Below are 19,861 nucleotides of genomic sequence, written 5' to 3'. Positions count from 1 at the left end.
CCGGGCATGGGCCTGGGCATGATGGACAGGTGGCGTGGAGTACTCGGGAGATCGCCGAACTGGCCGGCACCAGCTTGCGCGCCGTCCGCCATTACCACCAGGTCGGTCTGCTCCCGGAGCCCGAACGCCGGTCAAACGGGTACAAGCGGTACGGCGTGGCGCACCTGGTCCGGTTGGTCCGCATCAAACGGCTCGTCGACTTGGGGTTCTCTCTCCCGCAGATCGCGGCGATGGGTGACACCGACGAGCATCCCGAACAGGCGTTGCGGGAACTGGACGCCGAGCTGGCGGCGACCATCGACCGGTTGCAACGGGCCCGCGACGAGCTCGGCGAGCTGCTGGAGAGCTCCGCGCCGACGGATTTGCCGCCCGAGTTCGCGCCCGTGGACGCCGTCGCCAAGATGACCGACGCGGATCGCAAACTGGTGGTGGTCCTGAGCCGGGTGCTGGGCCCGCGCGGCCGACAGGTTTATGCCGACCTGATCAGGGACACCCGCGAGGATCCGGCCGCATCGGAGCTGGACACGCTGTCCGCCGACGCCGATGAGGCGACCCGCCAGGATCTCGCCGAGCGGCTGGCGCCCTACATCTGGTCCGTCCGGCAGGCTCATCCCGGGCTCGCCGAGGCCCGCGCCGACGCGCCGCGCGGTGCGAACTTCGCCGAAAAGACCATCGATGACGCGATGGCCGATCTCTACAACCCGGCGCAGATGGACGTGCTGCGCCGGGCCGGTCAGATCGTGCGGCGGCTCGCCACCTAGGTTTGGCAGCGGCGCGAGCCGGTACTCGGCGGCTCATTGTTGTGGGGGTGCCGCGCGAAGTAATCGTCGAGCGCATCACCGGAAGGCCCGGACGCACGTTCCGGCAGTGGGCCGGCGAGCGGCTCGACGCGTTTCGCTGATCGCCGAGCCCGGCGAAGGGTCAGCTCGATCAATCGGTGATCCGCGCACTGTGGATCAGATGAGGCCGAGCGGTCCGGCCAATGCGGTAAGAGAGGGAATCAGGTTGTCGGGTCCGGTCAGGACTTGCACGGACACGTGGGTCGCGCCGGCAACGAGATGCTCTTTCAGTCTGGCTGCGATGGCATCGGTACTGCCATACGCGACGAGGGCGTCGATCAGGGCATCGCTGCCGGGGGAGGAAACGTCGGAGTCGTTGAACCCCAATCGCTTCCAGTTGTTCACATAGTTGGTGCCTTTGAGGTAGATGGCGAGAGCTTCGCGTCCGACGGCCCTTGCCTCAGCCGCGTCTGTGTTCAGCACCACCTTGTGTTCCGGGGCGATGAAAGCATCCGGCCCGACCAAGGCGCGCGCCTGAGCGGTGTGTTGCGGGGTGGTCAGGTAGGGATGGGCTCCCGCGCTGCGGCGCGCGGCCAGCTTCAGGACCTGGGGGCCGAGCGCGGCGACGACGCGCTGGTCCTTGGGCACGCCGTATTCATCGAGTTTGGTGAGGTACTCGGCGAGCGCGTCGTAGGGTTTCTTGTACTCGGCGATCAGCTCGGGATGTCCGGCCCCGATCCCGAGCAGGAATCGTCCGGGGTGTGCCGTATCGATACGGTGAAACGACTCGGCGACCTTGCCGGCGGCCGCCGACCAGATGTTGACGATGCCCGTTGCCACCTTCAGCGTCTTGGTCGGCTCAAGGATTGACTCAACCCAGTCGAGTTCGGCCGGCGGCGAGCCGCCTGCCCAGATCGCGCCGTAGCCGAGCGCCTCGATATCCCTCAGTTGCGCGGCGGTCATTTGTTTCCACTGCTGGAAAAGGCCGAATACGCCGAAGGTGTCCAGATTTAAGCTAGTCATGAGTCAGTCAACCAGTCGTGAACCCATGAATATTCCGATATGTACTGCAGGACTGCAACTTTGAGATCGACTGGCATCGGTGTTCACTCCGACAGCTGACTGCAGGTGGGTGAGGTTGGCACGCCGTTGAAGCGGTCGGCGATCCAGGCGATGCTCCGCTCGCCGTCGACGAAGGCGGTCAGGAGTGAGTTGGTATCCGTCTTGTTGAGGAAAGGTGGTTGCTCGTTGGTCCACAATGTGACGTCGGCTCCGAGCGCACACCAATCTCTCGCGGTTGCCACCACCGACTCGTATGGCGCGAAAGAATCCCACCGGTTATGCGAAAGATACACCGGTCCAGTTGGTTTCACGTTTCCAATTCGCTGCATCGCCAGGATGGAGCTCAGTGGTTCCTCGCGTACCGATTGATAGAGGTCTTTCTTGAACCATGGCTGCAGATGGCGGAACGCATAGTTGATGCCGGTTTGGATCATGCACTGTCTGCTGGTGTTGGCCAGCATCTCCACACCGCGCGGGGTGAGGGAATCCGCAATCGGTTGGGTCATATCGGGATACGCTTCTTGAATCCCTCGTAGCACCCACCCAAGGGATCCGGCGAGCTGGTTTCCGTCAAGAGGCGGCAACATGCTGGGCAGATCGGTTGTGGCGCCGTTGGCATAGGTGCCAACCACGTTGAGTTCGGGTGCGTACACACCGGCCAGTTCGGCCGCCGCCAAAGCGGCATGGCCGCCGCCCGCCAGCCAGCCCCAGAAGGCAACGGGCCCGCGCGGATCCAACGTGGTACCGGGCAGCTTCATCGCCGCCCGCGCAGCATCGTTCAGTGCGGTCCCGCCTGCGACGCGGTTCAGGAACTGGGGCGCCATCTGACCGTGCACCCCCAATCCGACACCATCGGTGACCACTATCGCGAAGCCACGCGCCAGCAGGGTCGCGATGAATCCCTCCTCGAGGTTGAACATCAGGTCGAAGCCTGTGTCCAACGAGGCATGGATGCCTTGGTTGAACAGGCGCGACGGAGCGCACTGCTCTCCCATTCCGTACGGGGCCGTGGCGTAGGCAAGCAACGGGCGGGGCCCGCTGCCGGGCCATGCGACATCAGGCTCGATATAGGTGCCCGTGACTGCCACGGGATGCCCCTGAGCATCGGTGCTGCGATACATGATTCGGGTCCCGGTCCCCACGAAGGAGCCCAGTTGTCCGGAAGGCTCCAGAACCAGCCTGGAAGGCTCGGTTCGGATGAGATCACCCGGTGTGCCCGCGGGCAGGGGATCCGGCGGCGTGTAGAAGGCCCAGTACTGTGATTCGTCAGCTCGGGCAACCGGCGTATTCACCGAAAATGGCACTGACGCAGCGACACACAGGGCGATGATCAACGATCTGACCCAGCTTCGCGCGCGGCATTTCGGGACATGTGCAGATTGGTCACCCGAAAAGGGAATCATCGTTGGTTTCCTTTGGTTTGGACTGGTTGACGGCGGAAGTGGCGCCGCCTGGAGCGAGCGCAGGTCGGCACAGCACAACGCGGTAATGACTTGTGCTGGTGCGTGTTTTAACCAGGGGTGAACGGCCCGATGGGCCGGGGTAGAAAGCTAGCTGAGGAACGCTGCGAGTTCCCTCGCGAACACGGTGATGGCGTGATCGCCGTCGTCGAGTACGCCTGCCAGTAAGGGGAAGCTGTGCGGCATACCCTTGTACTCATGGGTCTGCACCTTGACTCCCGCCGCGGCGAGCCTGGCACCGTAGCGGTGTGCGTCGTCGGCAACGGGATCGATCTGAGCACTGACGATCACTGCAGGTGGGGCGCCGTCGAGATGCCGCGTCAGCAGCGGTGAGGCGAGGCTCGAATGACGGTCGTCGATCTCGGGCATGTACATGTCGTATGCCCATTCAAGCGCGGCCCGGGTGAGGAAGGGTCCGTCCTTGTACCGTTCGACCGAGCCACTGCCCATGGTGGCATCGAGCGCAGGGCACAGCAGACCTTGGGCCTTGACCGGAGGACCTTGTTCTCGCGAGGCAAGTGCAATGCTGGCCGCTAGTGCACCCCCGGAGGAATCGCCGGCGACCGCAAGGGCTTCGGGGTCGATGCCTAGTTCTTCGGCATGCTCACTCACCCAGGCATAGGCATCGGCGGCGTCATCATGAGCACGGGGAAACTGGTCTTCAGGTGCCAGGCGGTAGGCCACGGATATCACGATGAGTTCGCCCCGCACGCAGAGTTTCCGGCATAGGCGCTCGTGGGTGTCGAGGCTTCCGCGTACGAATGCACCGCCATGAAGATAGACAACAGCCGGCAGTGCCGGTGCGGCTACGGGCGGGCGGTAACACCGCGCTGTGACCACACCCTCGCGGACCGGAATCGTGAAATCATCTACTGTGCAACGATTGTCAACGTCACCCGCCAACGTGATCAACTTCTCTCCGGCCTCCCGGTAGGCCGCGATCGGCATCTCCCACGGCTGCGGGGCGGGACGTCCGGACAGGGACTGCAACAGCTGCTGGACCTGCGCGTGCAGTGCACTCATGCCACGACTCGGAAGACTTGGAATTCGACGATGGGGCCGGGTTGGATGCGTCCTTGTCCGACGAAGATGCTTTGGTTGACCCAGGCGTATTTGGGGTCTCCGGATTCCAGGCGTGGGGTGGTGACGAAGTAGTGGTCGCCGAAGTCGGTGCCAGTGTCGGCGCCGCCGAGGGCGCCTGCGGCTGCTTCGTTGACCTCGACGAGGCCTTGGTAGCTCATGTAGATGACCGCACCGTCGTCGGTGTAGAACTGGGCGCGCACGTCGAGTCGGCCGTAGCCGTCCTCGCCGGCCAGTAGCCAGTCCCCGCCACCGGGGGCGGCGGTGCCGCTGAACCGTTTTCCGGTGACCTTGCCTCCGGTCACGGCCAGGACCTGACGCAATCCGTACGGGCCCGGGCCGACGATCTGGGGTTCGGCGAGCTCTGCGGTGTAGCTGAACTCCGGCTCCAATTTCACTGTTGGACCTCCATTTTCGAGCGGGCTGCTTTCAGCGCCGCGGTGGACCCGAGAGTGCACTATGAGTTGGTGATAGTCAACACATCGTCGAGTTTCAACTTGACGTTGCTGAGTGTGGCAGGTTTTTAGGAATGGACACTGTGTTGACTAACACCGACTGTGAGTCTAGTCTCAAATCTGCCAAGGCCGTGACACCGCACACCGGCGTACGGCGCTACAACGACACAAGAGGATTGACATGGCCACGAGATCGGACGTCGACCAGATCCAACCGTCAACTTCACGCGACGGCGAGAGCTACGTCTCCCACCGTGAAGACATCCACTTCAACATGACCGGTGACTTCATGACCGGGGTAGATTTCTGGATTCACGCGACTGGTGAGACCACCAACGGTCAGCTGATCGTCATCGAGACCAACTGGGTGCGTGGTACCGAACCGGTCTGGCACATCCACCACCGCGAAGAAGAGGGCTTCTTCGTGATGGACGGTGAAATCAAGATCCACACCGAGGCCGGTTCCTACAACGCCAAGAAAGGCCAGTTCGTCTGGGGGCGCAAGGATCAGCGGCACACCTACGAGGTGGTCGGTGACGAAGCCCGGATCCTCGTGGTGTTCGTGCCCGGCCCCGACAGCGAGGGTTTCGAGCCCAACGGCGGTATCGACAAGTACTTCTACGAAGCGCGCGATCGCGAGCTCCGCACACCCGAGCAGCTGCAGGCCGAGGTCGAGAACCTGAAGGTCAACTACGGCCTGGAGATGTTCCCCGAAATTCCGCATCCCCGCCAGAACGCGTGAGCGTGGTTGTCGGTTCGGATATTTGGCATTACTGACCCATTGGAGTTGCTGTGACCATCGATGTATCTCTTGACACCGTGCCGCATTGGATCGGCGGCGCGGCAGTCTCCTCGACCGAGGGGCCGCGAGCCGAGATCCATGATCCCGCTACAGGGAGCGTGATCGGGACCGTCGTACTGGGCGGCGCCGATGCCGTCGACGAAGCTGTCGCCAATGCCCGCACTGCGACGGTCGCCTGGGCCGACACCCCCGGCCCAGCGCGGGCGGCGATACTGCATCGTTTCCGGGCTTTGCTGCACGAGCAGGTGGACGACCTGGCGTCGATCATCACGGCCGAACAGGGCAAGACGCTCGCAGACGCCCGGGGAGAACTGGCGCGCTCGATCGAAGCCGTCGACGTGTCGCTTTCGGTGGTGCAGCAACTCAAGGGGGAGTACGCCGAGCAGGTTGCCAATGGGGTCGACACGTACTCCTTCCGGCAACCGCTCGGTGTGTGCGCCGGCATCACACCGTTCAACTTTCCGGTCATGGTGCCGGTATCGATGTTCGCAGCCGCGATTGCGTGCGGGAACGCGTTCGTGCTCAAGCCAAGTGAACAGGTGCCGTCGGCATCGGTGCGGTTGGCGCAGATCGCGAGCGAAGCAGGATTGCCCGACGGCGTGCTGAACGTTGTGCACGGCGGTGTGGAGGCAGCCGAGGCACTTATCGACCACCCCGATGTCGCGGCGGTCTCGTTCGTCGGGTCCACTCCTGTCGCACGTGCGATCTACCGGCGCTCGGCAGAGGCAGGCAAGAAAGTGCAGGCACTTGGGGGCGCCAAGAACCACCTGGTGGTGATGCCCGACGCCGATCTCGATGCCGCGGCCGATGCGCTGGTTTCGGCGGCCTACGGCGCTGCGGGTCAGCGATGCATGGCAGTGACGGTCGCGGTAGCGGTCGGCTCGGCGGCAGATGCACTGGTGGGCAAGATTGCCGAGCGCGCCATCGCGTTCAAGGTGGGCCCGGGCGAGGTGCCGGGTTCTGACATGGGACCGTTGATCTCGGAGCGGGCACTCGATCGGGTCCGAGGGGCGCTGGAACGCTCCGTCAAGCAGGGTGGCCGACTGGTCGTCGATGGCCGTGAGCGGGAAGCCCCCGGAGCCGGTTACTTCATCGGTCCCAGTCTCGTCGACCACGTCGGCGTCGAGAGCGACCTCTACCGCGACGAAGTGTTCGGACCGGTCCTGAGCGTGCTGCGCGTCGAAGATCTCGAGCAGGCCCTGCAGATCGTCAACGACAATCCCTACGGGAACGGCGCCATCATCTTCACCGGCAGCGGCACCGCTGCGCGCCGGTTCAGCCGCGGCGTATCGGCGGGCAGCGTTGGGATCAACGTGCCTATCCCCGTGCCGATCTCCTGGTTCGGCTTCGGCGGATGGGGGGACTCACGCTTCGGAGACGACGGGCTCAACTACGACGGCTATCGCTTCTACACGAGGTCCAAGGTCGTCACGCAGCGTTGGACCGAGCCTAGGCCCGGTCTTGCTCCGCACTTCGTCGCGGCGGGTAGTCAATGACCTCGCCACCCGCTGCCGGCCTCCCTCGGCTCGACCACGTCGGCATCCTGGTACGCGACCTCGACTCGGCACTCGCGCACTGGTCCAATCGGTTTGGGGTGGAGGTTGCTCGTTCGGTCGACGTTCCGGCCATGAGCGTCCGCGCGGCGTTCCTCAACGTTTCCGGCGCCGAGGTCGAGCTGTACACCCTGCACGACCTGGACGCGCTCGAGACGGCCCTCGACGGAGCACCGGCAAAACTCGACCACCTGGCACTGCGGCTGCACCACGCCGACGGCCCTGAACTCGCGGGCTGTGCCATCCGAGGACCTGGCCGCCCGGAGCCGATCGAGGCACCGATTCTGATGGGGGAGGCCACACATGTCTGGACCGAACCTCCCGGAATCGATGTTCTTCTCCAACTGATCAGACCGAGCGAGTGAGGTCTCGGTTTATATCCGTTGCACCACAGGCGGTCTCGCCGATCGGCCGACCGTAAACCAATCACCACGAGGAGTAAACATGGGACGCATGGAAGGAAAGGTCGCCCTGGTCACCGGAGCGGCCCGAGGCCAGGGGCGAGCACACGCCATCCGCCTCGCACAGGAAGGCGCGGACATCCTCGCCTTCGACTGCCCGGCTAATGGAGGGGTTCCCTATCCCGTCGGCACGGCAGCTGACCTCGAGATCACGGTCAAGGAAGTCGAGGCGCTGGGCCGGCGAATCATCGCGCACCAAGGCGACGTTCGTGAGCAGGCCCCGCTGGACACGTTGGTCGCCGAAGGTGTGCAGGCCTTCGGCGGACTCGATGTCGCAGTGGCCAACGCCGGCATCTGGACTGTGCACCCGTTCGCAGACATTCCCGAGGACGAGTTCCTGGATGTGCTCAACGTCAACATCATGGGGCCCTGGCGCACGCTGAAGGCCGTAACCCCCGCCATGAAGACGCGCGGAGGGGGGTCGGTGATCATCACCTCGTCCGGCAACGGCGTCGAGGGATCTCCCCACTACGTCCACTACGTGGCTTCGAAGCATGGCGTACTCGGCCTGGCGAAGAGTGCAGCACTCGAGTTCGGTCAGTACGGCATCCGAGTCAACTCACTTCTTCCCGGGCCTACCGATACGCCCGCCCTGGACTGGCAAGGGGGCTACGACCTCTGCGCAGGCAAGGGGCCTGGCCAGGGGGTCAAAGAGGACCTGCAGGGCGCGAGGTACTGGGCAGTTCTGCGGGATGTAGGCCTGCTGCCGCCGCAGGCCATGAGCGAGGCCGTGCTGTGGCTGGCCTCCGACGAATCACGATGGACGACCGGTCTCGAGATGTTGGTCGAGGGTGGTCACATGCTGATGCCGGGGCTGAATATGACGAAAATGGCCTTGGACAACCAGTAACGTCCGGCAACCCCAAAGGTCAAGCAGGGCCCTCCCGGAAGACGTCGATCACGTCTTCGGGGAGGACTTGCGGCGTCTACTGGGCTTCTCGCGCGGCTTCCACTCAAGGCCGTAGACCGTTCGCAGCCATATGGTGGTCACCGTTTCGGCCATGTCCTTCAACGGGATTGCGTTCTCGCTGCGCAGACTCATCAACGAGAGGTTGCGTTCACCCATCCACATCAACGCGGCAGCCAATGACCTGGCAGGTGGCCCGTCGATGGCCACGCCGGCAGCCCTGTCTCGCTCGATGCTGGCCGCCGAAGCGTCGATGAACCGACCGAGGATCGTGTCCCACTGCTTCTGCAGGTCCGGCTCGGCCGCAGCGGCGTCGCCGACTTCCCGAAGAACGTGACCGTGCTGTTCCCACACCTGAATAACCTCGTTGACCGCGTGCTCGATGGCCGCCTCCGGCGGCATACCGGCCGGACGTTCAAAGATCAGTTGCGATGCTTGGAACACGTCGGCGGTGACCCGCGAGAGGAGCGCCGACAACAGCTGCCACTTGGACTCGAAGTAGAAGTAGAACGATGACCGAGACAGCCCCGCGCGCTTGGTGAGATCGTCGATGGAAATGTTGCGCAGCGGCACTGTGCGCAACATGTCGTAAGCACCTTCGAGGATGGCTTGTTCGCGTCTGTCACCTTTGATGTTTCGTCGGCCCACCCGTGTTTCTGTGGTGCTCAGGTTGAAAGATGAAGTGGACGCCATGCGAAACATGATAGGTCAGGCCAACTGCGAAACAGGTGTACCAAAGACCGAAGTACCGGGTAATAATCGACATTGTGTTGAGTATCACCAACGATTAGTGCATACTATGAGCGTTGCATCGGCCTCGCCTTCAACGTTCGTGCCGGCGCCGGCCGTCGACTCAGATTCGGCCGCTGTTCCGCCCGCGCTCAGACGCGATTCGCACGCCTGGCCGCGGAATGAAAATGCGAGCTCTCTTTCGAAGTAGGAGTCAACCGTGTCCAACCTCGCTGGCAATCTCGTCGCGACTGCGCACGAATACGGGGACCGGCCGGCCGTGAAGCTCGATGAATACGTGCTGTCGTACCGGCAGCTCTATGACCAGGCTTCGGCTGTGGCCGGAGATCTGCGGGCCCGAGGCGTGCTCCCCGGCGATCGGGTGGGTCTGGTGCTCCCCAATGTTCCGGCATACCCAGTGCTGTTCTACGGCGTCCTCCTGGCGGGCGCTGTCGCAGTTCCCATGAATCCGCTGCTCAGTGCACGTGAGGTCGAGTACTACCTCACCGACTCGGGTATGACGATGGTGTACGGGTTGGATGGCAGCGATTCCGTCGTGCCGGCCGCAGCGGTGAAAGTTGGAATTCGCTCGGCATTGGTGCGCCCTACGGGGCCAATCAACCTGTCCGGCAGCCCAATCCGTGAAGCGGCCGAGCGAACCGACAACGATACTGCGGTGATCCTGTACACCTCGGGAACCACTGGCAAGCCCAAGGGGGCAGAACTCACCCACCGGAACATGTCCTCCAACGCCGCGACGACAGTGGACACGTTGATCAACGTGGGCCCTGAAGACGTGATCCTTGGGTGCTTGCCACTGTTTCACGTCTTCGGCCTCACCTGCGGACTCAATGCAGCAGTCAAAGCCGGTGCCCTCCTGACGCTCGTTCCCCGCTTCGATGCTGCCAAGGCATTGGAGGTCCTGGCCCGCGATCGAGTGACGGTTCTCGAAGGCGTGCCCACCATGTACGCCGCGATGCTGCACTCTCCTGATGCGGACAACACCGACATGTCCTCGCTCCGCACGTGCATCACCGGCGGTGCGCCCATGCCTGTCGAGATTCTCAAAGCGTTTGAGCACAAGTTCGATTGCGAAGTCTACGAAGGGTATGGGCTCTCAGAGACGGCGCCTATCGCCTGCTTCAACCAGCCAGGCCATCAGCGCAGGCCTGGCACCATCGGGATACCCGTGCGGGGTTGCGCGCTGCGCATCGTCGGCGACGATGGCGAGGACATTGCTGATGGCGTCCCTGGCGAGATCGCCATCCAGGGAGAGAATCTGATGAAGGGGTACTGGAACCGACCTGAGGCAACGGCCGAAGCCATCCCCGATGGCTGGTTTCGTACCGGCGACATCGCCATTCGCGATAGCGACGGGTACTACACCATCGTCGACCGGAAGAAGGATCTGATCATCCGGGGCGGGTACAACGTGTACCCCCGTGAAGTCGAGGAAGTGCTCTACGAACATCCTGCTGTCGCTGAAGCCGCGGTGATCGGCATCAAACACGCAGACCTCGGGGAGGAGATCGGCGCGGCCGTTGCGCTCAAACGTGGGGCGCACGCAGAAGTTGGCGAATTGAAGGCGTTCGTACGAGATCGTCTCGCGGCGTATAAATACCCCCGCCAAATCTGGTTCGTCGACTCCGTGCCCAAGGGTCCGACCGGCAAGATCCTCCGACGCGAAGTGCAGCTGCCCAACCCACGGGATCGGCTGAGTAGCTGACCGCGCGGTCGGCCCACAACCGGGTGCCGATCACCAAGGTCGTAGTGCTCAAAGAGTCCCGATGTCATCGGTAGACGTTCGTGGCCCCGCCGCGGGTGTTTGTATCACGCAGAAGCCGCAGAACCTGTAGTGCACCAGTACAACTGACATGACGTATTCGGGCGACCCGGCCGACGTGGCTGCCGACGACGCGCACAAGGACTTGAGCGCAGCAGAAGATGCAACCTCCACGGAAGCTGTGCCGTCGCAATCATTTTCATGGCCAGTTGTCGCCCCACCCCGCCGGTGACTTACCACCGGCCGGGTGGCGCGCGCTCAGGGACGGGCTAGGGGAGCGGTGCGACCTGGACGACTGTCTTTCCGCGCGCGCCGCCGGAAAGTGCCTGATTGAGGGTTTCTCGAGCACTTTCCAGACCTTCGACGACGGTTTCGTCGTACATGACCGAGCCCTCGCCCAGCGCCGCGGCGAGTTTGCCGATGATTTCGGTGTACCGCTCTATGTGGTCGGTGACGATGAAACCACGCAGGGTGGCGCGCTGCATGAGCAACTGGTTTGCGTTGCGCAGACCTGGTTGATCGCCGTCGGCGTTGTAGGTGTCGTACTCCGAGATCAGACCACATAGCGCCACTCGAGCACCGATGTTCAACCGGCCCAGCACGTGATCCATGATCGGGCCGCCCACGTTCTCGAAGTCGACGTCGATGCCGTCGGGGGTCGCCTCGTCGAGTTGCTCGCGCCAGTCGTCCGAGTGCCGGTCTACGCATGCGTCGAAGCCCAGTTCCTCCACCAGATGCCGGCACTTCTCGGTGCCGCCGGCGATACCGACCACGCGGGCGCCTCGCTGCTTGGCCAGCTGCCCAGCGATAGAACCGACGGCGCCCCCTGCGGCGGAAACAACAACCGTCTCGCCGGGCTGCGGATCGCCCAGCTCGATACCGATGAACGCTGAAATACCAGTGTGGCCAAGTACTCCCAGGAATGCCGAAAGCGGCGCCGGTAGTGGGTCGGGCAGCACTGTGAATGGAAACTCCAGAACGGAATCGTCAGCGACACAATATTCTTGCCAGCCAGTGAAGCCGAGGACGAAGGCGCCCACCGGAAGGTCGTCTCGCCGACTTTCGATCACCTGACCGACACCGAGACCACGCATCACCGCACCCAACTCAACCGGCGGGATGTACGAACGCAACTGGCTCATCCAGACACGGTTCGTGGGGTCGAGCGACAGGTACAGCGTGCGGATCAACGCCTGCCCCTCCGCAATGTCGGGGACGAGCTCCTCGGCCCACACAAGATCTTGTTCGGTGACTTGGCCTTGCGGCCGCCTCTGTAGACGAAACAGCCGGTTGGTGAGTGTTTTCATGGCGAATCCTCGTTGTCGGCGGTGACTGGAATGGTGGTCATCAGGGCGCGCAAGCACCGCATCCAGAGGGATCGCGCCAAGACCTGGATTCATCCTAGACTCGGTGTTGGGTTTAATCAACGGTGTGTCTAAGGCTGGCGGCGTTCGTTTGTGGGTTTCGAGTCACGTTCGGGGGCAACGGGTGTGGCTTTCCTCGACACACTGTTGACTATTAACGACGTATAGTGCACTCTCGATTTGTCATTCGACTGTGACGGCAGTCGACCGAGAGATGGAGGCGGGCGCATGAGCGTACAAACGGACAACCGCGCGACGGTTGAGCGATTCTGGGGGGCCCTCGATGACGGTCCGCCTCAGGGCGAGGCGCTGGAGGCTTGGAAGGACAACTTTGCCGAAGACGGCGTCTGGGAGATGCCCTTCGCACCCGAGCCGCTCGCCGACACCGTCCCTGGCCGACACCTGATCGGTCATTTCATCGACTGGTTCTTCGCCTCGGTGCCCGACCTCCGGATCGATTCGCTCACTGTGCACGACACGACCGACCCGGAACTTATCATTCTGGAGCTGCACGGGAAGGCGACGGTCACGCAGACCGGCAAGATCTACGCCAATACGTATTGCACGCACATGCGGATCCGGGACGGCAAGGTTGTGCTGATCCGCGAGTACTTCAATCCCAATGTTGTCCTCGAAGCCTTTGGGCGCGACGTGATCGCCGAGGGCATGTCAGCTGTGATGGCAGCCGCGGGAGTGGGGGCTGGCCAGTGAAGTTGGAGCCGGAGTTCAGCTACACCGCAGAGCTCGCCGAACCCCAGATCGTGGGTCCGGGCCCGTACGGATTGCGTCAGGTCCTGGCCGTCACCGGAGGCAAGGTCACCGGAAAACGGTTCAGCGGCACCGCCGCCCCCGGTGGCGGGGACTGGCTACTGGCCGGCGAGGACGGCTACGGCCGACTCGACGTGCGCGCCCAGTTCTACACCGACGACGGTGCGGTCATCTACATGAGCTACCAAGGCCTCGTCGAGGTCAACGAAGCAGCCGCAGGCGCCCTCGGCGGCGCAAACACGGGCACCGACTTCGGCGACCACTACTTCGTCACCACCCCACGCCTGGAATCCGGAGACCCCAAATACGCCTGGGTCAACCAAAGCATCTTCGTCGGACAAGGACGCATCCAACCCGGCCCCATCGTCGAATTCCAAGTCTTCCGAGTCGTTGTCTGACCGGCACGCCGCCGGCCAATAGGTGAGGTCAACGCCGACATTGGGACGGGGTAATCGTTCGCGTTTCCATCCAGGCGCGCGAATGTCGGCGTTGAGCCCGCACCCCCGGGGTGCGAGTGCGAGTGCCGCGGCGCCGCTACTTGCTGGCCGGCTCGGCACCAGCGTTCTGAAACTCTCGGAACGATGCTCGCCTAACCCGCAGCTCAGGTGAGGCGTCATTGTCAGCGGAGTTCTGGAAACGACCCTGGTCGCAGGCACTCCAAACCCGCACGTGTGCGCAGGCCTCAACTGATGCAGTAGATGTATCAATGAGCCGCAAATTTGACTTGGACATGTATTTATTGACGGTCGTACGGTGCCAGTATGACCTCAACGGTGACGCTGGACCTGACCGGACAGATGCTGATCGCGGGGACTCCTGTGCGAGGGACCGGTGATGAGATCCGCGGCGTCGACCCGCAGACCGGCAACCCCATCGATCCTGCGTATGCGTACGGCAACCGCTCCCATGTTGGGGACGCCTGCATCGCAGCTGCGGAGGCGTTCCCGGCGTACCGGTCAGCCCCCATCGAGACGCGGGCCCGGTTCCTGGAAACGATCGCAACCAATCTCGAGTCGATGCGTGACGCCCTCGTGGACCGCGCCAACGCCGAGACCGGCCTGCCCCGGCCACGGCTGACCGGCGAGGTCGGGCGCACCGCGGGTCAATTGCGGTTGTTCGCCACTGTGCTGCGCGAGGGCAGCTGGAACCAGGCCCGTATCGACCCAGCGCAACCTGACCGAACCCCGTTGCCGCGCCCTGATATTCGTCAGCGCAGCGTGCCGCTCGGCCCGGTCGCGGTGTTCGGCGCCAGCAACTTCCCGTTGGCCTTCTCCGTGGCCGGCGGCGATACCGCGTCCGCCCTGGCTGCCGGTTGCCCCGTCGTGGTCAAGGCACACGATGCTCACCCTGGCACCTCCGAACTCGTCGGGCGTGCGATCACCGACGCTGTCGCCGCCGCTGGGCTGCCGGCCGGCACGTTCTCCCTGTTGTACGGCTTCGGTCCGGAACTCGGCATCGCACTGGTCACCGATCCCCGGATCAAGGCGGTCGGGTTCACCGGCTCCCGTGCGGGCGGCATGGCATTGGTCGCCGCCGCCGCGGCTCGTCCTGAACCGATACCGGTGTATGCCGAGATGAGTGCGGTCAACCCGGTATTCCTGCTCGGCGGTGCACTGGCTGGCCGAGGTGCTGAGTTGGGCCGTGCCTTCGTCGGTTCGCTGACGTTGGGCTCCGGACAGTTCTGCACCAACCCCGGGCTGGTCATCGCGGTCGACAGCCCGGAACTGGACACTTTCGTCGCCGCCGCGGGTGAAGCGATCGCAGCGAGTGCGCCGACCGTGATGCTCACGCCGGGTATCGCCGCCGGCTTCCACGACGGCGTTGAGGCATTGGACGCCGAGGCCGTCCTGGTCGCCCGCGGTTCCGAGATGGACGCGCCCGCCGCCTCGTGCCGCGCCGCACTGTTCGCCACGGATGCGGCCACCTTCCTGGCCTCGGAGGCGTTGCAGGGTGAGGTGTTCGGCGCCGCCGGCGTCCTCGTCAAGTGTTCGGATGCCGCTGAGATGTTGCGGCTCGCCCAGAGCCTGGAGGGGCAGCTGACCGCCACGATCCAGGCCGACGAGCCCGATCACGGTCAGGCGGGTGAACTGCTGGACGTCCTTGAGCTCAAGGCGGGCCGAATCCTGTTCAACGGCTGGCCGACCGGCGTCGAGGTCGGTCACGCCATGGTGCACGGCGGGCCGTTCCCGTCGACCTCCGATTCGCGCACCACGTCGGTGGGCGCTCGGGCCATCGAGCGGTTCCTGCGCCCGGTCTGCTATCAGGACGCCCCGAAATCGCTGCTGCCCAGTGCCATTGCCGACGGAAACCCAGACGGCCTGTGGCGGCGTATCGATGGCCAACTCACCAAAGACTGACCTGAAAAACACAAGGAGTAGACAAATGCTGGACGGCGTCCTGTTCTTCCCGGTAACCCCGCTCACCACCGCTGGTGACATCGACGTGGACCTGCTCGCGCAGCACGTCTCCAAGGGTGTCGATGCCGGGCCCGGTGGTGTGTTCGTCGGTTGCGGCACCGGAGAATTCCATGCCCTCGATCCCGAGGAGATGCGCACCGTGGTGCGTACCGCCGTCGAGGTGGTCGGCGGCCGGGTTCCGGTGTACGCAGGAGCAGGCGGATCGATCGCGTCGGCCAAGTCCTTTGCCAAGGTAGCCGCCGACGCCGGTGCCGACGGCCTGCTGCTGCTGCCGCCGTACCTGGTGGAGATGCCGCAGACCGGGCTCGTGGAGTACACCCGCGAGGCCAGCGCCGCCGTCACCGACCTTCCCGTCGTCGTTTACAACCGCAACAACGCCCGCTACACCGAGGAGTCGGCGGTCGAGGCGGCCCTGATTCCCAATGTCGTCGGATTCAAGGACGGCACAGGCGATCTCGATCGGGTGTCACGCATCGTCCGTGCGGTTACCGACGCGTTGGAGCCGCTCGGCAAGCCGTTCCAGTTCTTCAACGGGCTGCCAACCGCCGAGGTGTCGCAGCAGGCGTACCGCGCCATCGGGGTGACGTTGTACTCCTCGGCGACCTTCGCGTTCGCCCCCGATGTCGCACTCGCCTTCTACCAGGCACTGGAGACTGGCAATGAGCCGATGATCGCGGCCCTGACGCGCGAGTTCTACCATCCGCTGGTGCGACTGCGCGACACCGTTCCCGGCTATGCGGTCTCGTTGATCAAGGCCGGGGTCACCATGGAGGGGATCCCAGCCGGACCGGTACGCCCGCCTCTGATCGATGCCAGGCCCGACGATGTCGCTGAGCTGCAACGCATCCTGGCAGCCGGCCGCGCCGTGCTCGCTGACGCCCTGGTCCACTGATGCCACCGGTCCGCATCACCGGTGCGCGCATCACTCCGGTTGCGTTCGCCGACCCGCCGTTGCTCAACACCGTCGGCGTGCATCAACCGTTCGCGCTGCGGGCGATCATCCAGCTGGATACCGATGCGGGCCTGACCGGGCTCGGCGAAACCTACGCCGACACCCGGCATCTGGAGCGGCTGACTGCCGCGGCCGACGCGATTGTCGGGCTTGATGTGTTTTCTCTCAACGCCATTCGTGCAGCCATCGCTCGGGTGCTGCAAGGCGATACGGCTGCGGTCGGTACCTCCGGCATGATCACCACCGCCAGTGCGGTCGACCAGGTCTTCTCACCGTTCGAGGTGGCGTGCCTCGATGTCGCGGGGAAGGCCACCGGCCGGCCGGTGTCGGACCTTCTCGGCGGCGCGGTGCGCGACGCCGTGCCGTTCAGCGCCTATCTGTTCTACAAGTGGGCCGCCCACCCCGGTGCCGAGCCCGACTGCTGGGGCGAGGCGCTCGACCCCGACGGCATCGTGACGCAGGCCCGCCGGATCATCGGCGAATATGGCTTCACCGCAATCAAACTCAAGGGTGGCGTGTTCGCGCCCGAAGAAGAGGCGGCCGCGATCGAGGCGTTGCGGGCCGCGTTCCCCAACCATCCGCTGCGGCTGGACCCGAACGCCGCCTGGACCCCCGAGACATCGATGAAGGTGGCCGCGCGACTGTCCGGCGTATTGGAGTACCTGGAGGACCCGACGCCGGGGCTGGACGGCATGGCCGACGTGGCAGCACAGGCACCCATGCCGTTGGCCACCAACATGTGCGTGGTGGCGTTCGACCAACTGGCCCCAGCCATCGCGAAAGATTCAGTGCGCGTCGTGCTTTCCGACCACCACTACTGGGGTGGGCTGCAGCGTTCCCGCCTGCTCGCCGGAATCTGCGACACCTTCGGACTGGGGCTGTCCATGCACTCCAACTCGCATCTGGGCATCAGCCTGGCCGCCATGGTGCATCTGGCCGCCGCCACTCCGAATCTCACCTATGCCTGTGATACCCACTGGCCGTGGAAGACCGAAGACGTCGTGCGTCCCGGCGCCCTCGAGTTCCACGCGGGGGCGGTGCCGGTGCCGACCGGCCCCGGACTCGGGGTTGAGATCGACGACGACTCCTTGGCCGCGTTGCACGAGCAGTACGTGCGCTGCGGGATCACTGACCGCGACGACACCGGCTACATGCGTACGGTCGATCCGTCATTTGAGGCCGTCAGCCCGCGTTGGTAGTGCGATCCTGGAGGCTCGACGTCTCTAGGAGTGCGCCATGGAACCTTCACGCAGCTACCGGCTTCTGCAGGCCGCACTCGTGGTCTTCGGTGCGGTGATGATCCTGCTGTACCCGCTGGCGGTGGTTTGGCCTGCGGGGTGGGCCTGGCATCACGGTGCTCCGTACGAGTCCAACTACTTCATGATGATCGTCGGCGTATACGTGACGCTGGGCCTGTTTCTCCTCAACGCGGCGCGACGACCCGAGGCCAACATCAGTCTGATCTGGTTCACCGTGGTCTCCAGCGTCGTGCACGCGGCGATCATGGCGGTGCAGTCCTTCGGGGACGGCCATCACATGGGGCACCTGTGGGGTGACGTTCCCGCGCTGCTCATCGCCGCCGTCGTGTTGGCGGTACTGGTCCGGACTTCCGGAATTCGACGCGAACCCGCCTAAAAGGGTGGGGGTTTGTCGAGTTCGGTGTTGAGTCGGCGTTCGGTGTTGATGCGCTGGGTGCGGGCTTGTTGGCGGGTTTGTTGGCGGAGCGGCATTTTGGCGTGCCGGTCGGTGGGGGTTTCCGGGGCTGGGGCCGGCTTTGGGGCTGGGGTGTGGGTGGTCCAGTCGGGGAACAGGATCTGGCTGAATGGGGTCGTCTGGTAGATGTGGCCGGTGGGGGAGGTCCAGGTGTGGCTGCCGTCGGGGTGTTGGAAGTCGGTCCAGCCGCTTTCACAGGTCTGAAAGGTCTTGATCAGGTGGTGGGTTCGGCATTTGGGGCCGAGGTTGCCGGGATGGGTGGCTCCGGCGGGCCAGGGGGTGGCGTGGTCGAGGTCGCAGTTGTGGGCTGATACCGCGCAGCCGGGGAACGTGCACACGAGGTCGCGCATCCGGACGAATGTGGCCAGTTTCGCCGAAGGGCGGTAGTTGGTTTGGGTGGTGAGGTCGTCCGCGTTGGTGAGGTGTTTGACGGTGGCGCCGGTTGCGATGAGTTCGGCGAGCAGGGGTGCGGGCACGATCCCGCCGCCGAGAATTACTGCAGGACCGCCCGTTACGGCTGGTGTGCGGTCAGCGCTGTAGTCGTTGCGGTTGGGTTCACCATGGATGCGTGGATCACGGGGTGGTTGTGCCGGGGGTGCCGGTGTTTGTTCGCCGGGCTTGTCGGCACTGTCTTCGTTGTCTTCACGGAGACTCACCTCGCTGTCGGCGGCATTGCCTGAGTCGCCGGCCTCGTTGTTGTGAGTGTCGGCGGCTGACTGCGGCAGGGTTTGCGCGAGTAGGTGGATCATCACGGCGCGGGAGCGGGGGTCGACGCCGGTGGCTTGGCAGTCGAGGTTGTTGCATTGACAGGTGAGGTGGTCGGCTCCGGCGCCGATGGCGCCCAGTGCGTCGGAGCGGCGTTGCCCGGTGGTGCGCGGGTCGTTGTCGCAGACTCCGCGGGCCATGGTGTTGAGTAGGTTTCTGAGCAGGGCGGCGTCGGTGGCCAGCAGCCGTCCCCAGATAGAGACGGTGCCGTTGGGATCGTCGGGGTCGCCGAAGTGGATGTCGCGCTCGCGGGCGGCGGTGCGGGTTCTGCGCACGGCGGCGGGGTCGAATTTTTCCACCCAGACGTCGATGGCCTGTTCGGTTTTGGTGGCGGTCAGTGCGCCGTAGGTGGTGGCGGCGCCGGCGAGGGCGGTGTCGACCAGTCGCAATGCGTCTTCGTCGTTGATGAGTTGGGTGCGCCAGGTGATAGTGGAGACGACGGCGGTTGAAATGTCTCCGCGGGCGAAGACGGCGGCGACTTTGGGAAGCCGTTCGCGCAGGGCTTGGGCGATGCGCATTTGGGTGGAGGCAGCGCGACGGGTCAGGTTGCAGGCGGCGCTGATCGCGGCGGTAGCGGATTCCCAGCCGTCGATCACCCGGAAGGCGGTGATGTCGTCTTCGTCGTCGCAGTGGCGGGCCACGATCTCGGCGATGGTTGCCAGGCGTCCGGCGGATTCGATGGCTTCGGCGCGGGTGCGGTGCTCGAGTAGTTCGAACACATGTGGCGCTCCTAGTGTTCTAGTGGGCGCTTTTCTGCTGTTCAGCGGTGTTTTCGATTGAAGCTCAAGCGTTCTCGGCGTGTCCGCGCTGC

The 19,861-nt window shown here is 64.4% G+C and carries 19 protein-coding genes; 12 read left to right on the top strand and 7 right to left on the bottom strand.

Going from position 1 to position 19,861, the window contains the following annotated elements; genetic code table 11:
• Positions 1-29 precede the first annotated feature (29 nt).
• Positions 30-761 carry a helix-turn-helix domain-containing protein gene (locus tag AC4ELS_RS17345; protein WP_499048365.1) on the top strand — a complete coding sequence of 244 codons (732 nt, stop codon included), beginning with the start codon at positions 30-32 and terminating at the stop codon, positions 759-761.
• A 195-nt stretch (positions 762-956) separates the two neighbouring features.
• Here AC4ELS_RS17345 and AC4ELS_RS17340 read toward each other — a convergent pair whose 3' ends face one another.
• From AC4ELS_RS17340 to AC4ELS_RS17325, 4 genes are all read right to left on the bottom strand, one after another.
• Positions 957-1,802, bottom strand: a complete 846-nt coding sequence (locus tag AC4ELS_RS17340; protein WP_499048362.1) for an LLM class F420-dependent oxidoreductase — start codon at positions 1,800-1,802, stop codon at positions 957-959.
• 83 nt (positions 1,803-1,885) lie between these two features.
• Positions 1,886-3,244, bottom strand: a complete 1,359-nt coding sequence (locus AC4ELS_RS17335) for a lipase family protein (protein ID WP_499048832.1) — start codon at positions 3,242-3,244, stop codon at positions 1,886-1,888.
• 147 nt (positions 3,245-3,391) lie between these two features.
• Entirely contained in the window at positions 3,392-4,324 is a 933-nt protein-coding gene (locus tag AC4ELS_RS17330) for an alpha/beta hydrolase (protein ID WP_499048359.1), read from the bottom strand.
• A complete protein-coding gene (locus AC4ELS_RS17325) occupies positions 4,321-4,779 on the bottom strand; it encodes a DUF3237 domain-containing protein (protein ID WP_499048357.1) in 459 nt (152 codons plus the stop codon). The genes AC4ELS_RS17330 and AC4ELS_RS17325 overlap by 4 nt, the downstream gene beginning before the upstream one ends.
• 238 nt (positions 4,780-5,017) lie before the next feature.
• On the opposite strand from AC4ELS_RS17325, the gene AC4ELS_RS17320 reads away from it, so the two are divergent.
• From AC4ELS_RS17320 to AC4ELS_RS17305, 4 genes are all read left to right on the top strand, one after another.
• On the top strand, positions 5,018-5,578 hold the full coding sequence (locus AC4ELS_RS17320; protein ID WP_055110977.1) for a cupin domain-containing protein: 561 nt from the start codon (positions 5,018-5,020) through the stop codon (positions 5,576-5,578).
• 50 nt (positions 5,579-5,628) lie between these two features.
• Positions 5,629-7,134: a CoA-acylating methylmalonate-semialdehyde dehydrogenase gene (locus AC4ELS_RS17315; RefSeq protein ID WP_499048350.1), complete on the top strand. Its 1,506-nt coding sequence runs from the start codon at positions 5,629-5,631 to the stop codon at positions 7,132-7,134.
• A complete protein-coding gene (locus tag AC4ELS_RS17310) occupies positions 7,131-7,556 on the top strand; it encodes a VOC family protein (RefSeq protein WP_498889571.1) in 426 nt (141 codons plus the stop codon). The genes AC4ELS_RS17315 and AC4ELS_RS17310 overlap by 4 nt, the downstream gene beginning before the upstream one ends.
• A 79-nt stretch (positions 7,557-7,635) precedes the next feature.
• The gene (locus AC4ELS_RS17305; RefSeq protein ID WP_491837055.1) at positions 7,636-8,502 is read left to right on the top strand and encodes a mycofactocin-coupled SDR family oxidoreductase; all 867 of its coding nucleotides are present in this window, start codon (positions 7,636-7,638) and stop codon (positions 8,500-8,502) included.
• A 48-nt stretch (positions 8,503-8,550) separates the two neighbouring features.
• Here the strand turns inward: AC4ELS_RS17305 and AC4ELS_RS17300 are convergent, their stop codons facing one another.
• Positions 8,551-9,261, bottom strand: coding sequence for a TetR/AcrR family transcriptional regulator (locus tag AC4ELS_RS17300; protein WP_498889573.1), 711 nt, complete (start codon positions 9,259-9,261; stop codon positions 8,551-8,553).
• A gap of 247 nt (positions 9,262-9,508) precedes the next feature.
• On the opposite strand from AC4ELS_RS17300, the gene AC4ELS_RS17295 reads away from it, so the two are divergent.
• The gene (locus AC4ELS_RS17295; protein ID WP_064879299.1) at positions 9,509-11,014 is read left to right on the top strand and encodes a long-chain-fatty-acid--CoA ligase; all 1,506 of its coding nucleotides are present in this window, start codon (positions 9,509-9,511) and stop codon (positions 11,012-11,014) included.
• Between the two features lie 326 nt (positions 11,015-11,340).
• Here AC4ELS_RS17295 and AC4ELS_RS17290 read toward each other — a convergent pair whose 3' ends face one another.
• Positions 11,341-12,378, bottom strand: a complete 1,038-nt coding sequence (locus tag AC4ELS_RS17290; protein ID WP_064879297.1) for an NADP-dependent oxidoreductase — start codon at positions 12,376-12,378, stop codon at positions 11,341-11,343.
• A gap of 285 nt (positions 12,379-12,663) precedes the next feature.
• On the opposite strand from AC4ELS_RS17290, the gene AC4ELS_RS17285 reads away from it, so the two are divergent.
• The 6 genes from AC4ELS_RS17285 (at position 12,664) to AC4ELS_RS17260 (ending at position 18,207) form a co-directional block, all read left to right on the top strand.
• Complete coding sequence (locus AC4ELS_RS17285; protein WP_499048346.1) at positions 12,664-13,146, top strand: nuclear transport factor 2 family protein; 483 nt, start codon at positions 12,664-12,666, stop codon at positions 13,144-13,146.
• Entirely contained in the window at positions 13,143-13,601 is a 459-nt protein-coding gene (locus AC4ELS_RS17280) for a DUF3237 domain-containing protein (protein ID WP_064958332.1), read from the top strand. Before AC4ELS_RS17285 ends, AC4ELS_RS17280 begins: the two co-directional genes overlap by 4 nt.
• Before the next feature lie 363 nt (positions 13,602-13,964).
• Entirely contained in the window at positions 13,965-15,560 is a 1,596-nt protein-coding gene (locus AC4ELS_RS17275) for an aldehyde dehydrogenase (NADP(+)) (RefSeq protein ID WP_499048343.1), read from the top strand.
• A 25-nt stretch (positions 15,561-15,585) separates the two neighbouring features.
• Complete coding sequence (locus AC4ELS_RS17270) at positions 15,586-16,512, top strand: 5-dehydro-4-deoxyglucarate dehydratase (RefSeq protein ID WP_499048340.1); 927 nt, start codon at positions 15,586-15,588, stop codon at positions 16,510-16,512.
• Positions 16,512-17,771, top strand: a complete 1,260-nt coding sequence (locus AC4ELS_RS17265) for a glucarate dehydratase family protein (protein WP_498886871.1) — start codon at positions 16,512-16,514, stop codon at positions 17,769-17,771. Before AC4ELS_RS17270 ends, AC4ELS_RS17265 begins: the two co-directional genes overlap by 1 nt.
• A 37-nt stretch (positions 17,772-17,808) precedes the next feature.
• Positions 17,809-18,207 (top strand): DUF6632 domain-containing protein, encoded by a 399-nt coding sequence (locus tag AC4ELS_RS17260; protein WP_064887702.1) that lies wholly within the window; start codon positions 17,809-17,811, stop codon positions 18,205-18,207.
• On the opposite strand, the gene AC4ELS_RS17255 is transcribed toward AC4ELS_RS17260, so the two are convergent.
• A complete protein-coding gene (locus AC4ELS_RS17255) occupies positions 18,204-19,769 on the bottom strand; it encodes an HNH endonuclease signature motif containing protein (RefSeq protein ID WP_499048337.1) in 1,566 nt (521 codons plus the stop codon). The genes AC4ELS_RS17260 and AC4ELS_RS17255 overlap by 4 nt on opposite strands.
• Positions 19,770-19,861 lie beyond the last annotated feature (92 nt).

Source organism: Mycobacterium shunyiense (genome assembly GCF_058270035.1).
The sequence above is the reverse complement of the archived record's forward strand: the minus strand, read 5'-3'. Positions and strand labels throughout refer to the sequence as shown.

What these genes read in the sequence shown, in the direction of transcription:
- AC4ELS_RS17335 (WP_499048832.1), bottom strand. Translation starts at nt 3,244, where the DNA reads ATGATTCCCTTTTCGGGTGACCAATCTGCACATGTCCCGAAATGCCGC.
- AC4ELS_RS17260 (WP_064887702.1), top strand. Translation starts at nt 17,809, where the DNA reads ATGGAACCTTCACGCAGCTACCGGCTTCTGCAGGCCGCACTCGTGGTC.
- AC4ELS_RS17340 (WP_499048362.1), bottom strand. Translation starts at nt 1,802, where the DNA reads ATGACTAGCTTAAATCTGGACACCTTCGGCGTATTCGGCCTTTTCCAG.
- AC4ELS_RS17270 (WP_499048340.1), top strand. Translation starts at nt 15,586, where the DNA reads ATGCTGGACGGCGTCCTGTTCTTCCCGGTAACCCCGCTCACCACCGCT.
- AC4ELS_RS17300 (WP_498889573.1), bottom strand. Translation starts at nt 9,261, where the DNA reads ATGTTTCGCATGGCGTCCACTTCATCTTTCAACCTGAGCACCACAGAA.
- AC4ELS_RS17320 (WP_055110977.1), top strand. Translation starts at nt 5,018, where the DNA reads ATGGCCACGAGATCGGACGTCGACCAGATCCAACCGTCAACTTCACGC.
- AC4ELS_RS17285 (WP_499048346.1), top strand. Translation starts at nt 12,664, where the DNA reads ATGAGCGTACAAACGGACAACCGCGCGACGGTTGAGCGATTCTGGGGG.
- AC4ELS_RS17265 (WP_498886871.1), top strand. Translation starts at nt 16,512, where the DNA reads ATGCCACCGGTCCGCATCACCGGTGCGCGCATCACTCCGGTTGCGTTC.
- AC4ELS_RS17290 (WP_064879297.1), bottom strand. Translation starts at nt 12,378, where the DNA reads ATGAAAACACTCACCAACCGGCTGTTTCGTCTACAGAGGCGGCCGCAA.
- AC4ELS_RS17305 (WP_491837055.1), top strand. Translation starts at nt 7,636, where the DNA reads ATGGGACGCATGGAAGGAAAGGTCGCCCTGGTCACCGGAGCGGCCCGA.
- AC4ELS_RS17330 (WP_499048359.1), bottom strand. Translation starts at nt 4,324, where the DNA reads ATGAGTGCACTGCACGCGCAGGTCCAGCAGCTGTTGCAGTCCCTGTCC.
- AC4ELS_RS17275 (WP_499048343.1), top strand. Translation starts at nt 13,965, where the DNA reads ATGACCTCAACGGTGACGCTGGACCTGACCGGACAGATGCTGATCGCG.
- AC4ELS_RS17310 (WP_498889571.1), top strand. Translation starts at nt 7,131, where the DNA reads ATGACCTCGCCACCCGCTGCCGGCCTCCCTCGGCTCGACCACGTCGGC.